General features: G+C 47.6%; 14 protein-coding genes and 1 tRNA gene. 4 read left to right on the forward strand and 11 right to left on the reverse strand.

The genetic code is table 11. The annotated features are described in order from the left end of the window. Positions 1 to 55: 55 nt before the first annotated feature. Positions 56 to 718: a uracil-DNA glycosylase gene (locus B5G04_RS11120; RefSeq protein WP_087397202.1), complete on the reverse strand. Its 663-nt coding sequence runs from the start codon at positions 716 to 718 to the stop codon at positions 56 to 58. 130 nt (positions 719 to 848) lie between these two features. Further along, positions 849 to 1,889: an aspartate--ammonia ligase gene (gene asnA / locus B5G04_RS11125; RefSeq protein WP_022040522.1), complete on the reverse strand. Its 1,041-nt coding sequence runs from the start codon at positions 1,887 to 1,889 to the stop codon at positions 849 to 851. Between the two features lie 231 nt (positions 1,890 to 2,120). Here asnA and B5G04_RS11130 point away from each other — a divergent pair. The 4 genes from B5G04_RS11130 to B5G04_RS11145 all read left to right on the forward strand — a co-directional run bounded on the left by B5G04_RS11130 (position 2,121) and on the right by B5G04_RS11145 (position 5,077). Next, a tRNA-Arg gene (locus B5G04_RS11130) sits at positions 2,121 to 2,192 on the forward strand. 293 nt (positions 2,193 to 2,485) lie between these two features. After that, positions 2,486 to 3,490, forward strand: a complete 1,005-nt coding sequence (locus B5G04_RS11135; protein WP_087397204.1) for a DUF6340 family protein — start codon at positions 2,486 to 2,488, stop codon at positions 3,488 to 3,490. A gap of 55 nt (positions 3,491 to 3,545) precedes the next feature. Beyond that, positions 3,546 to 3,995, forward strand: coding sequence for a hypothetical protein (locus tag B5G04_RS11140; protein ID WP_022040524.1), 450 nt, complete (start codon positions 3,546 to 3,548; stop codon positions 3,993 to 3,995). Positions 3,996 to 4,078: 83 nt separating this feature from the next. Further along, positions 4,079 to 5,077, forward strand: a complete 999-nt coding sequence (locus B5G04_RS11145) for an MBL fold metallo-hydrolase (protein WP_087397206.1) — start codon at positions 4,079 to 4,081, stop codon at positions 5,075 to 5,077. A 358-nt stretch (positions 5,078 to 5,435) separates the two neighbouring features. Here the strand turns inward: B5G04_RS11145 and B5G04_RS11150 are convergent, their stop codons facing one another. From B5G04_RS11150 to hisH, 9 genes are all read right to left on the reverse strand, one after another. Then, positions 5,436 to 5,720 (reverse strand): DUF4884 domain-containing protein, encoded by a 285-nt coding sequence (locus B5G04_RS11150; protein ID WP_087397208.1) that lies wholly within the window; start codon positions 5,718 to 5,720, stop codon positions 5,436 to 5,438. A gap of 79 nt (positions 5,721 to 5,799) precedes the next feature. Continuing rightward, entirely contained in the window at positions 5,800 to 8,427 is a 2,628-nt protein-coding gene (locus B5G04_RS11155) for a valine--tRNA ligase (protein WP_087397210.1), read from the reverse strand. A gap of 329 nt (positions 8,428 to 8,756) precedes the next feature. Further along, positions 8,757 to 9,917 carry a diaminopimelate decarboxylase gene (gene lysA / locus B5G04_RS11160; protein ID WP_022040192.1) on the reverse strand — a complete coding sequence of 387 codons (1,161 nt, stop codon included), beginning with the start codon at positions 9,915 to 9,917 and terminating at the stop codon, positions 8,757 to 8,759. A 104-nt stretch (positions 9,918 to 10,021) separates the two neighbouring features. Then, positions 10,022 to 11,344 (reverse strand): aspartate kinase, encoded by a 1,323-nt coding sequence (locus B5G04_RS11165; RefSeq protein ID WP_022040193.1) that lies wholly within the window; start codon positions 11,342 to 11,344, stop codon positions 10,022 to 10,024. 121 nt (positions 11,345 to 11,465) lie between these two features. Beyond that, positions 11,466 to 12,146: an ATP-binding cassette domain-containing protein gene (locus tag B5G04_RS11170; RefSeq protein WP_087397212.1), complete on the reverse strand. Its 681-nt coding sequence runs from the start codon at positions 12,144 to 12,146 to the stop codon at positions 11,466 to 11,468. Positions 12,147 to 12,152: 6 nt separating this feature from the next. After that, positions 12,153 to 12,764 carry a bifunctional phosphoribosyl-AMP cyclohydrolase/phosphoribosyl-ATP diphosphatase HisIE gene (gene hisIE, locus B5G04_RS11175; RefSeq protein WP_087207293.1) on the reverse strand — a complete coding sequence of 204 codons (612 nt, stop codon included), beginning with the start codon at positions 12,762 to 12,764 and terminating at the stop codon, positions 12,153 to 12,155. Positions 12,765 to 12,802: 38 nt separating this feature from the next. Then, entirely contained in the window at positions 12,803 to 13,558 is a 756-nt protein-coding gene (gene hisF / locus B5G04_RS11180; RefSeq protein ID WP_087397214.1) for an imidazole glycerol phosphate synthase subunit HisF, read from the reverse strand. A 15-nt stretch (positions 13,559 to 13,573) separates the two neighbouring features. Beyond that, complete coding sequence (hisA, locus tag B5G04_RS11185; protein WP_087250892.1) at positions 13,574 to 14,296, reverse strand: 1-(5-phosphoribosyl)-5-[(5-phosphoribosylamino)methylideneamino]imidazole-4-carboxamide isomerase; 723 nt, start codon at positions 14,294 to 14,296, stop codon at positions 13,574 to 13,576. Between the two features lies 1 nt (position 14,297). Next, entirely contained in the window at positions 14,298 to 14,894 is a 597-nt protein-coding gene (gene hisH, locus B5G04_RS11190; RefSeq protein ID WP_087207291.1) for an imidazole glycerol phosphate synthase subunit HisH, read from the reverse strand. Position 14,895: the final 1 nt, after the last annotated feature.

Below are 14,895 nucleotides of genomic sequence, written 5' to 3' on the forward strand. Positions count from 1 at the left end.
TCTGAAGCCTAGTACCTTGTCAACTCGTCACCTTGTCAACTTTCAAATGTTGAATCTACCAGTTAATCGGTGTCTTCCCATGCTGGATGAGGTATTCGTTGGTACGGCTGAAGTGTTTGTTGCCGAAAAAGCCGTGATAGGCAGATAGGGGAGAGGGGTGGACAGAAGTAAGTACGAGATGCTTGTTCCGGTCGATAAAGGCACCTTTCTTCTGTGCATACGACCCCCATAAGATAAACACCAGGTGCTCGCGGTTTTCCGCCAAGGCACGGATGGCTGCATCGGTAAATTCTTCCCAACCCTTTTTCTGGTGCGAACCTGCCTGATGTGCACGTACCGTAAGTGTGGCGTTGAGCAGCAGCACGCCTTGCTGTGCCCAGCGGGTCAGGTTGCCACTTGCAGGCATAGGGTTTCCCAAATCATCGTGTATTTCTTTGAAAATGTTTTGTAGTGAAGGAGGAAACGGCACGCCGTCATTGACGGAGAAGCATAGTCCGTGTGCCTGTCCGGGTCCGTGATAAGGGTCTTGTCCGATGATGACTACTTTTACTTTATCGTAAGGGCAAAGGTTGAACGCGTTGAATATCAGCTTGCCCGGCGGATAAACGGTTGTGTTGTGGTATTCTTGCCTGACGAAGTCGGTCAGACGGATAAAATAGTCTTTTTCAAATTCGGGAGCCAAAATTTGCTTCCACGATTCTTCTATCTGTACATTCATGAGTTCTTTTTTAGGTGACTAGGTGGCTAGGTACTAGGGACTAGGTGACTAGGTACTAGGTGACTAGGGACTAGGTTTTAGATAGATTTACTAAGGTATTCAAAACCTGGTCACCTAGTCCCTGATTAAATTATATCAACTGCATTCCCCAATCGGCACATTCTTTCCGCATGTCTTCGGGCCAGATGCTTGCCTGTATTTCTCCGATATGTGCTTTTTTCAAGTAGAGCATACATAGGCGTGACTGTCCGATTCCACCACCGATACTGAGGGGCAGCGAACCTTCGAGCAGCCGTTTGTGGAAATAAAGCTTGGTACGTTCTTCTTTGCCTGCCAGTTCCAGTTGTTTCAGCATGGCGGCTTTGTCTACGCGTATACCCATGGAAGAGAGCTCAATGGCGCGGCCTAATACCTCGTTCCATACCAGCAGATCACCGTTCAGTCCCGGAAGTCCGGTTTTGGGGTCGATGGTTGTATAGTCATCATAATCCGGGGCACGGAGGTCATGAGGCTTTCCGTCACTTAGTTTGCCTCCGATTCCTATGATGAAAACAGAGCCTAACCGTTCGGTAATCAGGTTCTCACGTTCTTTGGGAGTCTTGTCCGGGTACATGTCCAGCAGGTCTTGTGCATGGATGAAGTGGATATCATGGGCAAGAAAGGGGGTAATCTGCGGATATGCTTCGCAAATCATGAATTCAGTGCGGCGCATGGCGGCATAGATGCGTGTCACGATGCTTTTCAGAAATTCTACGGTGCGTTGTTCGGGCGTGATGACCCGTTCCCAGTCCCATTGGTCGACGTAAAGCGAGTGCAGGTTGCCCAGTTCTTCGTCGGCACGGATGGCATTCATGTCTGTGTAGATGCCATATCCCGGCTCGATGTGATAGTCGGCAAGGGTCACTCTTTTCCATTTGGCAAGCGAGTGTACCACTTCGGCCTGTTGGTCGGCAAGGTCTTTGATGGGGAATGTGACGGGACGTTCCACACCGTTCAGGTCATCGTTGATTCCCATACCTTTTAAGACGAACAGGGGAGCTGTCACCCTTCGCAGGCGTAGTTCGGAGGATAGGTTTTGCTGGAAGAAATCCTTGATTTGTTTGATGCCAAGCTCTGTCTGTTTCATGTCGAGCAGGGGTTTGTAGTTTGCTGGTTTTATCAGATAGCTCATAATTTTTGCGTGATTAATTATTTGTAAAGTTATGCAAAGGTATAAATGTTTTGTAAAATTGCAATGCTTTTATTGATAATATTGTCATAATGTAAATGGATTATTTTTGTTTATGGGAAAAATGACATGCTTTTATTCCTTGTTTTCATAGGCTCATACGAATTTTTTATCCGAATCATTAGGATAGAATGAAGAATAATTGTATTTTTGTGCCGCAATTAAAAAAACAATGCACCCGTAGTTCAATGGATAGAATATCGGATTCCGGTTCCGACGATTGGGGTTCGACTCCCCACGGGTGTACTACTGCCAAGTCATAAACGGATAAAAGCCCACTAAAGTAACCGCTTTAGTGGGCTTTTTGTGTTTTTTGCTCTTGCTATCCCGAAAATCCGACACTTTTTTGGGTGACATAATCGGTGACTTCCGCTTTCTTTGTTTCTTTTTATGATTCGCGATATTTGTGCCCTTGGTGCCGGCGGGATGTTTTTCATGCTGTTATCGGTTATGAAAATGTGATAAAACCATGCAGGATGAGGGGGAGTTTCACTTTTTCTCCTTATCTTTGTGCATTACCAAGGAAAAAGAATATGTTTATGAACATACGGATTTTATGTTGTTGTATGCTGGTGGCATGGGGATTTGCATCGTGTGTGTCTGTGCAGACCCTTTCGTTCGACCAGCTATGTCCGGCAGAAGTCAGCTTGCCGGGACAGGTTGAATCGGTTGCAGTAGTCAATAATATGCCTTCGATACCGCTGGCAAAGAACAGTGTGGCTACACTGGGCAGCTTAAACGGTGACGGAAAGCAGACGGCGGAAGCATTTGCCGCTGCATTGGCCGATTCCAGATATTTCAATCAGGTGATAATATGCGATTCGGCACTGAATGACAAGGTTGCTTCGGATAATGCCGAAATCCGTCCGTTGTCGAAGGAGGAAGTGGGCAGATTGACCCGGGAATTGGGTGTGGACATGCTTTTTTCATTAGACCGTGTGTTTGTGCAGAACGTTAAGCGGGAAGTGATGTATCCGGGACTGATTGAGCCTTGGCCTGTTGTACTGACACAGGTCACTCCGGTATTGAGTATTTATTCGCCGGTGCGCGAACGGCCGCTCCGTATGGTGGCTCCGGTAGACAGTCTGGACTGGGATCTGGACCAGATGCCTTCCGATAAAGTCTTGCTGAAATATGTGGCAGATTTCTCGGCACACTTGCTGGCACGTCAGGTTGCACCTTATTGGGAGCGTACCGACCGGGTTTATTTTGCCGGAGGGTGTGTCGAAATGCGCGATGCGGCGGTATGTGTCAATGAAGGTGACTGGGAAGGAGCCAAAGCGTTGTGGCATTCGCTTTACGGGAAGCGCAAATCGGGTAAAGTGAAAGGGCGTGCTGCTATCAATTTGGCTTTAGCCTCTGAAATGTTGGGTAAGCTGGATGAAGCAAGGAAATGGCTGGATGATGCAAAGAAGTATGTCGGATCCGGCTCGGAAGAGGAGCAGGTATGGAAGTTCTCGGCTCTGCAACTGGAGAAACGGATGCGGCAGTTCCCTCATCTGAATATCCAAATGGGGCGTTTTGGAAACAATTTGTCGGAATAAAATTGTTGTTATTGAATTTTTTTGTACATTTGGTCAAGATAATAACGTAGATATGATGGATATTAGTGAACAGTCGCATAAGGCTATTGCTTCGGCTCTGAAAGAAGCTATCGGGAGATATCGTGGTAACGGCGAGGAATCGGTGCTGACAGACATACATTTGCATCCGGGACAGGAGAATGGAGAGTTGGTGATTTATGACGATGATGATGAAGTGCTGGCACGTACGGTCATTGCCGAATGGGTGAATTATGAAGGAGACGATTTCTATACGGAAATAGAACCTCTGCTTCGTGCTGAAGTGACGGCATTGAAGGAACAGGGATTGCTGGACAAGCTTTCGCTGATGAAGCCGTATTCGTTTGTGCTGGTGGATGACGAGAAGGAGACTGTAGCAGACCTGTTGCTGATGGATGACAATGAAACCTTGTTCTTAAACGATGAATTGCTGAAAGGACTGGATGAGGAACTGGACGCATTTTTGAAAGACTTGTTGGAAAAATAAGATGTGGATGAAGTACGTTGTTCTTCATTGGCTTACGCCGAACGTTGTTTCTTAATTTTTCATTCTTCATTACTAAAAGGCTTATGGGAGAGCGCATTTCATTTCGCAGAAACGAGCGGTTGCGCACGGTCAATCCACATTGGCGTGGCAATCCTACAGCAGGGGGAAAGTTTTTTAACCGCCAGCACCGTTGGCGGCCGGGGATGGGGAGTGTATTGAAATGGCGCCTGTCTCCCAATCCGCAACGGAAAGAAAAACGCACCATCAAATGGGATCCGAAAGTGCATTTCCTTCGTTCGCTGGACGCCGTAGTGGGCAATTCGTTGATTTGGCTGGGACATAATTCTTTCTTTCTCCAGTTGGGAGGCAAGCGGTTTATGATAGACCCGGTGTATGGAAGCATTCCTTTCGTGAAACGCCGGAGCCCGTTCCCCGCCAATGTATCTGTTTTTAGGGACATCGACTATTTGCTTATCAGCCACGACCATTTCGACCATTTGGACAAGCCGAGTGTGGCACGCTTGTTTGCCGATAATCCGCAGATGAAGTTGTTTTGCGGCATTAATACAGGTACGTTGATTCAGAGTTGGTTCCCGGCAATGGAAGTGATAGAAGCTGCCTGGTATCAGCAATATGAGGCAGACGGGGTGCGGCTCACTTTCCTGCCTGCCCAGCATTGGAGCAAACGGGGCGTGAATGATGGGGGAATGAGGCTTTGGGGGTCTTTTATGATAGAAGCGGGCGGAATTACTATTTACAATAGTGGAGATACCGGTTATGCGCAACATTTTCAAGAATTGCCCGACATGTTTCCGCATATCGATTATTGCATGATCGGCATCGGTGCCTACAAGCCTCGCTGGTTTATGAAACCGAACCACATTTCTCCGTACGATGCGTTGACGGCTTCTGCCGAGATGCATGCCTGCATGACTATCCCGATGCATTACGGTACGTTCGACCTCTCGGACGAACCTTTGTTCGACCCTCCCCATGTGTTTAAGGCGGAAGCAAAGAAGCGTAACATGCCCGTCATTGTTCCTGAACTGGGGGAGATTGTCAAGCTGAAGCCTTTGCGGTAAATCTATGTATTAAGCAGGTGTGCAAAATGAAATGATATTATCAGAAACACAGATTTTCGCAGATTCTTTTGATTTACTATTTTTCGATTTACGAAGTACGATTTAATGCTCAAATAGTAGATAGTAAATTGTCAAATCGTAAAATTAAAATATAGCTTCGTCTGGTGTAAGATTAATAATCTTCCGCTTGTAAGATTAATAATCTTGCAGCTTGAAGATTAATAATCTTGCAGCTTGAAGATTAATAATCTTACACCAGATGAACTTATATGTTTATTTCCGGCGGAAAAATTACAAGTTTTCTTCCATATCTCCGAAAAAATGTGCGACTAAATTGCTGAACGGATTAAATCCTTTCTTACCAAATCGGGGAAACAATGCTGTCTTCCCGATGGATGGTGATGGTACGTTGTTGGGTTGAATCTGCGTGGATGCTGGTTACATCTCCACGAGTCGTGAAATATACGTAGTTTCCTCTGTCCCGGAAACGGTATACTTTTACTCCGTCGTGCTGGAACAGGTAATCTATCGTATAGGTATCGTTATTGCTTGGCTTTTCGTATCGCAAAGGGACATTCAGGTTGCAAGCAGAGATAATTAAGGTACTGCATACGAGCAGGCAGAATTGGAAGCGTTTTTTCATATCGGTAAGGTTGAAGAGTTAAGAATGAAGAAGAGAAACTTATCAGTTAACCTTATTCTCATTCTTCATTCTAAAAAAGTTATTTCTTCAGTGCGGCGATACTTTCTTTCAGTGCGGCAATCTTAGTTTCAGCATCTGCCTGCTTCTTGCGCTCCATTTCAATCACATTGGCAGGCGCTTTGCTTACGAACTTCTCGTTGCCTAACTTTTTCAGCACGCTCTGCAGGAATCCTTCCTGATATTTCAGGTCGGCTTCCAGCTTTTTCAATTCTTCTTCTACATTGATGAGGTTGCCCAATGGCACGGCATATTCGGTAGTACCTACCATGAAGGCCGCTGCGCCTTCTGCTTTTGCTTCTACCGTATGGATATCGGACAGGTTTCCCATCTTTGCCAGGATAGAATTGAATGCGGATACCGGATTTGCTCCAACCACTTCCAAAGCCAGGGTTTCTTTCTGTGCAATGTTCTTTTGCAAGCGGATGGTGCGGATGCCTCCGATGACTTCTTTTACCTTCTCGAAATCGTTTACCAAAGCTTCGTTGAACCCTTCCGCTTTGTCCAGCTGTTGCGTCATGATGCTTTCGCCGGGCTGGCGGTCGTAGATGTGTTGCCACAATTCTTCGGTGATGAACGGCATGAACGGATGCAACTGCATGAGCAAGGCTTCGAAGAACTTCAGGGTCTGTTCGTAGGTGGTGCGGTCGATGGGTTGTCCGTATGCGGGCTTCACCATTTCGAGGTACCAGCTTGAGAATTCGTCCCAGAAGAGTTTGTAAACTGCCATCAGCGCTTCGCTCAGGCGGTATTTGCCGAATAAGTCTGTCACTTCAAGGGTGGTTTTTGCCAGCATTGCCTTGAACCATTCCGTGGCGATGCGGGCATATTCGGGCTGTTCGATGTCGGCCACGTTCCATCCTTTCACCAGACGGAAGGCGTTCCATATCTTGTTGTTGAAATTACGTCCTTGTTCGCAAAGCGCATCGTCGAACAGGATATCGTTTCCGGCGGGAGCCGAAAGCATCATCCCCATGCGCACGCCGTCGGCACCGTATTTCTCTATCAGTTCCAGCGGGTCGGGCGAGTTGCCTAACGACTTCGACATCTTGCGTCCGATTTTGTCACGCACGATACCGGTAAAGTACACGTTGCGGAACGGCATGTCGTGTTTGTATTCATAACCTGCCATAATCATACGTGCCACCCAGAAGAAGATGATGTCCGGTCCGGTCACCAAGTCGCTCGTCGGATAGTAGTAGTTGATTTCCTCATTGTCCGGGTCGAGAATGCCATTGAAGAGCGAGATAGGCCAAAGCCATGAAGAGAACCACGTATCGAGGCAGTCTTCGTCTTGACGGAGGTCGGAGATGGTTAAAGCGGCGTTTCCAGTCTTCTCTTGTGCCAACTTCAATGCCTCTTCCGGCGTTTCAGCTACTACGTATCCGCCTTGGGGAAGGTAATAAGCCGGGATGCGGTGTCCCCACCAAAGCTGGCGGCTGATACACCAGTCCTTGATGTTCTCCAGCCAGTTGCGGTACGTATTCTTGTACTTGGCGGGATAGAATTTCAGTTCATCGTTCATTACCGGAGGCAATGCCATATCGGCAAAGTGCTGCATCTTGAGAAACCATTGCATCGAGAGCTTCGGCTCGATAGGCACGTTGGTGCGTTCCGAAAAGCCTACCTTGTTGGTATAGGCTTCCACTTTCTCCATCAGTCCGGCTTCTTCCAGGTCCTTTTCAATTTGCTTGCGTACCTCGAAGCGGTCCATGCCTACATAAAGTCCGGCGGCTTCGCTGATGGTTCCGTTGTCGTTGAAGATATCGATGCTTTGCAAGTTGTGCTTTTCGCCCAGCATATAGTCGTTTACATCGTGTGCCGGCGTAACCTTCAAGCAGCCTGTACCGAATTCGATATCCACATAATCATCTTCGATAACTGGAATCACACGGTTCACCAGCGGAACAATCACTTTCTTGCCTTTCAGCCATTGGTTCTTCGGGTCGTTGGGGTTGATACACATCGCCGTATCACCCATGATGGTTTCGGGACGGGTGGTGGCTACTACGGCATAGCGTCCTTCGGAATCTCCTTCTACCTTATAGCGGAGATAATAGAGCTTGCTATGTTCTTCCTTATAGATAACTTCTTCGTCAGAAAGTGCGGTCAGGGCTTTCGGGTCCCAGTTCACCATTCGCACACCGCGATAGATAAGTCCTTTATTGTATAAGTCTACAAAGACACGGATGACGCTCTTGCTGCGCGTTTCGTCCATGGTGAATGCCGTGCGGTCCCAGTCGCACGATGCGCCCAGCTTGCGTAATTGCTTCAGGATGATGCCTCCGTGTTCGTCTGTCCACGCCCATGCGTGTTTCAGGAATTCATCGCGTGTCAGGTCGGTTTTCTTAATGCCTTCTTGTGCCAGCTTGTTTACTACTTTTGCTTCGGTGGCAATCGAGGCATGGTCGGTTCCCGGCACCCAGCAGGCATTCTTGCCGGTCATGCGTGCGCGGCGCACCAGGATGTCCTGAATGGTATTGTTAAGCATGTGTCCCATGTGGAGCACGCCGGTCACGTTGGGCGGCGGGATGACGATGGTGTACGGCTCACGTCCGTCGGGTTTCGAACTGAATAGTTTGTTGTCCAGCCAATACTGGTACCATTTCCCCTCCACATCTGCGGGATTGTACTTACTTGCTAATTCCATCTTATTTTATTCGTTTTTAATGTTTACCTTATTCTGCTTCAGCGTGCAAAGGTAATAAATTCTTTGGAATATGCATATAAAATTAGCAGAATCAAATGGCGTGACATGATGTGCCGGGGCAAGCGGATGAAGCTATGGGGCTGTACGGGAAGGAATGCCGGTTTGTATTAAAGGTTTTATCGGGTTGAGCGTATAGTTTTATCAGGTGAAAACGGTAGTTTCAGCCTGTTGAAACCGGTCTGAAACTAAGCCGCTCCGCCAGATGCATCTGCACGCATCTGGCGGAGCGGTCAGGTATTTGTTTGCAGGAGTAAAGAACCGGGAATGTGTTATCTCAGTTCGTCCGACGTGTAGCCTTTCGGGAGCGGTCGGCAATTGTACCCGGATGCCATGATTTCTCCGTATGCGCCTGCAGATCGGATGGCAAGAAAATCGCCACGATGTGTGCGGTTCAGGTCGATGGCTTTTCCAAAGACATCGGACGATTCGCAAATAGGCCCTACTACATCGTAGGTTTCCACCGGTTCTTCGGAGGAAATGTTTTCTATCTTGTGGTATGCCTGGTAAAGGGCAGGGCGGATGAGGTCGGTCATGCCTGCATCGGCGATGGCGAATTGCTTGTTGGTGCCTTGTTTCACGTATATGACGCGTGTGATGAGGCTTCCGCATTGTCCTACTACAGAACGGCCCAGCTCGAAGTGCAAAGTCTGTTGTGGGCGAAGCTTCAGGTGCTTGTGGTAGGTAGCAAAGTATTCGGCAAAGTCGGGGATGGATTGCCGGTTGGGATGCGCGTAATCGATGCCCAGCCCTCCTCCTACGTTGATATGTTCCACGATGATTTGGCGTGCGTAGAGTTTTTCCTGCAATTCGTTTACACGGTTGCACAGGGCGATGAAGTCTCCCATATCCAGGATTTGCGAACCGATGTGGAAGTGCAGGCCGACGAACTTCACGTGGTTCATTTCGAGTGCCCGGTCGATAACCTTATCCATATCCTGCATGCTGATGCCGAACTTGTTTTCGGCAAGTCCTGTGGTGATATTGGCATGTGTATGTGCTCCTACATCGGGATTGATGCGGAAAGCTACGCGTGCTATCTTGTTCTTGCCGGCAGCCAGTTGGTTGATGACTTCCAGTTCGGGAACAGACTCTACGTTGAAGCAAAAGATGTCGTGGTCGAGTGCAAGGTTGATTTCCTTGTCGGTCTTGCCCACTCCGGCAAATACGATCTTGCTTGCGGGAAACCCTGCTTGGATAGCCGCTTCTATCTCCCAGCCGCTTACGCAATCTACTCCCAGTCCGCTCTCGCGGATGATGCCTAAGATTTTAGGATTGGCGTTTGCCTTGATGGCATAGTGCACACAGAATTTGTTGTACTTTCCGGCTTCGGTGCGGATAACGTTCAATGTCTCGCGCAACAGGTCGGCGTTGTAATAATAAAAAGGAGTTTCTACGTTTTGGAATCTCTCTACAGGAAAAATACCTTTCATAATCGATTTGTATTAAGTATTATAAAAAAAGCGGACGATGCGGTTTGTGTTACAACCGTACCATCCGCTTTTCGTGTTATATAAAAGTTATGAAGAAGATTTCATTACTTGCCGGTATTGAACAGCACGTCGCTCAAGGATTGCAAGGCTTTCTTCTTGTCGCATTCCCGAATCAGGAACGAGATATTGTAGTTGCTGCCTCCGAATGAAATCATACGTACCGGAATGTCACGCATCGCATCGAGCGCTTTGGCTTCGAAGCCCACGTTTTCCCATTCCAGGTCGCCCACAACACAGACGATGCACATGTCGTGGTCAACGGTAACGGTGCCGTATTTCTTCAAGTCATTGACAATTTCATTTAAATGTTTGGTATTGTCTATCGACATCGATACGCCTACTTCCGAGGTGCAGACCATATCAATGGCGGTCTGGTAGCTTTCGAATATTTCGAATACTTTCCGTAAGAACCCGTAAGCCAGCAGCATACGGCTCGACTTGATTTTAATGGCTGTTATGTTGTCTTTGGCAGCTACGGCTTTGATTTTCCCCTTTTCGGTATCATTTGAAATCAAGGTACCGGGGGCGCTTGGTTCCATCGTATTCAGCAGGCGCACCGGAATATTGGCATATTTGGCAGGCTGGATGCAGGTGGGGTGCAGGATTTTAGCACCGAAGTATGCCAGTTCTGCGGCTTCTTCGAAATGCAGCTGGCGTACAGGCGATGTTTTGTCAACCACACGCGGGTCATTGTCGTGCATGCCGTCGATGTCGGTCCATATCTGGATTTCAGAAGCGTTGATAGCGGCTCCGATGAGGGATGCGGTATAGTCGCTTCCACCCCGTTGCAGATTGTCGATTTCGCCGTATGCGTTGCGGCAGATGAATCCTTGGGTGATGTAGATGTCTTGTCCCTGATGTGCTTCCAGCTGTGCGGCAAGTTTCTCGCGGATATAATTCAAGTCAGGTTCACTGTTTTTGTCCGTGCGCATGAATTCCAGTGCAGGAATCAAATAGGCTTTTACGCCTTGTTCGCACAGGTAGTTGGTAACCATGTTGGTAGAGATGATTTCTCCTTGTGCCAAGATTACCTTTTCTTCGAACAACGTAAAAATATCTTTTGTAAACGACCGGATGTAATCGAATACCGATTTTACAAATTCCAGTGTCTTCTGTTTGTACTCCTCTGTAGAATAAAGTTCATCAATGTGTTGTTTGTATTTGCTTTCCAACCTGTTGATGATTTCATTCGCACCTTCTGGGTTTTTCTTGTACAGATAATCTGAAATTTCGACCAAGGTATTGGTTGTACCCGACATGGCAGACAGGACTACGATTTTCTGTTCGCCGTCGGTAATCAATTTGGCAACGTCTTTCATTCTCTGTGCCGAGCCTACCGACGTTCCTCCAAACTTTAAAACTTTCATTTTCAGTTTCGAATTTTTAATTGTTCTGTTTAAATACTTTTTTCTTTTCTGTGCGCAAAGATACGAATATTTCACGGTCTTTTTATGATTTGCCGCTAAAATCTTGGTCTCTTTGTTTTTTTTAGGATTCGCCAATGCGTTGCAAATGATGCTGTTCGCAACGGTAAACGATTCCCGGATATTCGGAGAGTAGGTGAAGGTTATGGGTAGTCATAATGATAGCCGAGCCTTGATTGCATATTTCCTTCAGCAGTTCCACGATGTTTCGTCCGGTTTCCACATCCAGATTTCCTGTCGGTTCATCGGCGAGGATAATATCTGGACTGTTCAGTATGGCGCGCGCTATCACGATGCGTTGCTGTTCGCCTCCGGACAGTTCGTTGGGCATCTTATAGCCTTTGTTTTCCATGCCTACCCGTTCGAGTACTTCCGCAATACGGTTTTCGATGGCTTGCCGTTGTCTCCATCCGGTGGCACGCAACACAAATTCCAGGTTGTCGTGTACGGTCCGGTCGATAAGTAGCTGGAAGTCTTGGAACACGATACCCAGTTTACGCCGCAATTCGGAAATGTTCTTTTGCTTCAGTTTTTTCATATCATAGCCCAATACGGTGGCTTCTCCTTTCGCAATGTCCAGTTCTCCGTAAATTGTTTTCAGGAGAGTAGATTTTCCGCTTCCCACTTTGCCGATGATGTAGACGAACTCTCCTTTATGCAGTTCGAAGTCCACATCATGCAGGATGCAGAGAGCCTGTTGGTCGATTTCCACTCCTTTGTATCGGATTAGCGGTGTTTCGTCCATAAGTCATCAATGTTTTTTCCAGGTTGCGCTATGACGTTCTTTCAATTCCCGTGCCAGGTCTTCGATGCGGTATCCTTTTGAGGTGAGTAGTACAATCAGGTGATACAGCAGGTCGGCTCCTTCGTAAATCAGACGTTCATCAGTACCGTTACAAGCCTCGATAATGGTTTCTACAGCTTCTTCGCCTACTTTTTGTGCCATCTTATTGACTCCGGAGCGGAACAGGCTGGTAGTATACGAGTGTTCGGGCATTTCTTTGTGGCGCTTGTCGATGAAGTCTTGCAATTCTTTCAAGAACATGATGTCTTGCTCGTTTTTTTCTCCCCAGCAGGTGTCGGTGCCCGTATGGCATACAGGACCGGTCGGGTGTGCCTGAATGAGCAAGGTATCATTGTCGCAATCGCTCTTTATGGAAACTACTTCCAGAAAGTTCCCGCTGGTTTCGCCTTTCGTCCATAAGCGTTGTTTGGTACGGCTATAGAACGTGACTTTGCCTGTTGTCAAGGTCTTTTCGTAGGCTTCTTTGTTCATGAATCCAAGCATAAGCACTTTTTGGGTATAGCTGTCTTGGATAATGGCAGGGACTAATCCGTCCATTTTATCAAAGTCGGGTTGCATAGTTTTTTCATTTTAAGGGTTATGAGATATATAATCAGTTAAATTCTTACGTTAATGCCTTCCGTATGGAGGTATGCTTTCAGTTCGGGTATGGGTATTTCGCCGAAATGGAATACACTTGCCGCCAGTGCCGCATCGGCTTTCCCTTGCGTGAACGCGTCTTTGAAATGCTGTTTGTTCCCGGCTCCTCCCGAAGCGATGACCGGAATGGTTAATGTGTCACTCAGTATTGCCAGTGCCTTGTTTGCGTATCCGTTTTTCACTCCGTCGTGGTCCATGCTGGTGAAAAGTATCTCTCCGGCTCCCCGTTCGTTGGCTTCATGTGCCCAATTGAACAAGTCCTTTTCGGTTTCCACCCGTCCTCCGTTCAGATAACATTTCCATCCTTTTTCCGTTTGGCGGGCATCAATGGCAACCACACATACTTGAGAACCGAAATGCTGGGCTATGTCATCAATGAGTTGGGGATTCCGGATAGCGGCAGAATTGACCGATACTTTATCGGCACCGGCATTCAGCAGGCGCTCCACATCGCTTAGCTCGTGAATGCCTCCGCCTACGGTAAACGGGATATTGATGCAGGCAGCTATGCGTTTCACTAAGTCGGTAAACGTTTTCCGTCCTTCGTGGCTGGCTGTAATGTCCAGGTAGACCAGTTCATCGGCTCCTTGCCCGCTGTAGAGTTGTCCCAGTTCCACGGGGTCGCCTGCTTCGCGCAAGTTGATGAAGTTGGTTCCTTTTACGGTTTGTCCGTTCTTTATATCCAGACAGGGTATGATTCGTTTTGCTAACATGCGCTCTACTCCTTATTATATTATATAGTGGCTAAGTTCTTTTAGTGAAATCCGTCCTTCGTAAATGGCTTTCCCGAATACAACGGCTGGGATGCCTGCTTCATCCAGTTTCAGGATATCATCCATACAGCTGATGCCTCCGCTGGCTATCAGGTAAATTCCGGGGCAGGCTTTCAGTATGTCTTGATAGAGCGGGAGAGAAGGACCGTCCAGCATTCCGTCATGGCTGATGTCGGTACACAATACTTTGGTGATTCCTTTTTGTGTGTATTGCTCTAAGAAGGGCATCAGTTCCATCGGGCTTTCTTCTTTCCAGCCGTTGATGGCGATTTTGCGGTCTTTCACATCCGCTCCCAGAATGATTTTCTCGTTTCCGTAGGTTTGCAGCCATTCACAGAACCATTCGGGGTGTTTCACGGCTACACTGCCCAATGTGACCATTTCGGCACCGCTCTCGAATGCGATTTCGATATCGCCCGATGTCTTGATTCCTCCGCCGAAATCGATGATGAGCGAGGTATGAGTGGCAATCTGTTCCAATGTGCGGTAATTCACGATATGGTGGGATGCGGCTCCGTCTAAGTCGACCACATGTAATCTGCGGATGCCGTATGCTTCGAACTCTTTGGCTACTTCCAGCGGATTCTCGTTGTAGACCTTCTTCGAATTGTAATTGCCTTGCGAGAGACGGACACATTTTCCATCAATGATGTCGATGGCTGGGATTAGTTCTATCATGTCAGTATGCTATGTTTAAAAAGTTCTGTAATATACGTTCTCCGGTTTTCCCGCTCTTTTCGGGATGAAACTGGGTGGCATAGAAGTTGTCTTTGTGCAGGGCGGCACTGAAGGGCAGGATATAGTCTGTCCGGGCTGCCGTAAAATCGTTTAGCGGAACGTAATAGCTATGCACGAAATAGACAAATTCTTCTTGTTCGAAACCGTTGAACAATAGCTTGTCTGTGCATTGGATGGTATTCCAACCCATGTGGGGCACTTTGTCTTCGTGGCGGACAGGCTGGAAACGCTTGACATCTACATCGAAAATGCCCAAGCACGGGACATCACCTTCTTCCGAATGCCGGCACATCAATTGCATGCCCAGGCAAATGCCTAAAACGGGTTGTTTCAGGTCGGTGATCAGCCGGTCCAGCTGATGCTCCTGAAGGTATTCCATGGTGTTCTTGGCTTCTCCGACGCCCGGAAAGATGACTTTATCCGCTTTTCGGATAAGTTCCTTGTCGGCGGTAATGACCGGCTCTATCCCTAACCGGCGCAAGGCATAGTCTATCGAGAAGATGTTTCCTGCATTGTATTTGATAATCGCTACATTCATG

The organism is Bacteroides sp. An51A (assembly GCF_002161565.1).
Lineage (GTDB): Bacteria > Bacteroidota > Bacteroidia > Bacteroidales > Bacteroidaceae > Phocaeicola > Phocaeicola intestinalis.

Excerpts from the sequence above, each read along its gene's own strand:
- B5G04_RS11165 (WP_022040193.1), bottom strand. The coding sequence starts at position 11,344 with ATGAAAGTTTTAAAGTTTGGAGGAACGTCGGTAGGCTCGGCACAGAGA.
- B5G04_RS11150 (WP_087397208.1), bottom strand. The coding sequence starts at position 5,720 with ATGAAAAAACGCTTCCAATTCTGCCTGCTCGTATGCAGTACCTTAATT.
- hisH (WP_087207291.1), bottom strand. The coding sequence starts at position 14,894 with ATGAATGTAGCGATTATCAAATACAATGCAGGAAACATCTTCTCGATA.
- B5G04_RS11155 (WP_087397210.1), bottom strand. The coding sequence starts at position 8,427 with ATGGAATTAGCAAGTAAGTACAATCCCGCAGATGTGGAGGGGAAATGG.
- B5G04_RS11135 (WP_087397204.1), top strand. The coding sequence starts at position 2,486 with ATGAACATACGGATTTTATGTTGTTGTATGCTGGTGGCATGGGGATTT.
- B5G04_RS11120 (WP_087397202.1), bottom strand. The coding sequence starts at position 718 with ATGAATGTACAGATAGAAGAATCGTGGAAGCAAATTTTGGCTCCCGAA.
- hisIE (WP_087207293.1), bottom strand. The coding sequence starts at position 12,764 with ATGCAACCCGACTTTGATAAAATGGACGGATTAGTCCCTGCCATTATC.
- asnA (WP_022040522.1), bottom strand. The coding sequence starts at position 1,889 with ATGAGCTATCTGATAAAACCAGCAAACTACAAACCCCTGCTCGACATG.
- B5G04_RS11140 (WP_022040524.1), top strand. The coding sequence starts at position 3,546 with ATGGATATTAGTGAACAGTCGCATAAGGCTATTGCTTCGGCTCTGAAA.
- B5G04_RS11145 (WP_087397206.1), top strand. The coding sequence starts at position 4,079 with ATGGGAGAGCGCATTTCATTTCGCAGAAACGAGCGGTTGCGCACGGTC.
- lysA (WP_022040192.1), bottom strand. The coding sequence starts at position 9,917 with ATGAAAGGTATTTTTCCTGTAGAGAGATTCCAAAACGTAGAAACTCCT.
- hisF (WP_087397214.1), bottom strand. The coding sequence starts at position 13,558 with ATGTTAGCAAAACGAATCATACCCTGTCTGGATATAAAGAACGGACAA.
- B5G04_RS11170 (WP_087397212.1), bottom strand. The coding sequence starts at position 12,146 with ATGGACGAAACACCGCTAATCCGATACAAAGGAGTGGAAATCGACCAA.
- hisA (WP_087250892.1), bottom strand. The coding sequence starts at position 14,296 with ATGATAGAACTAATCCCAGCCATCGACATCATTGATGGAAAATGTGTC.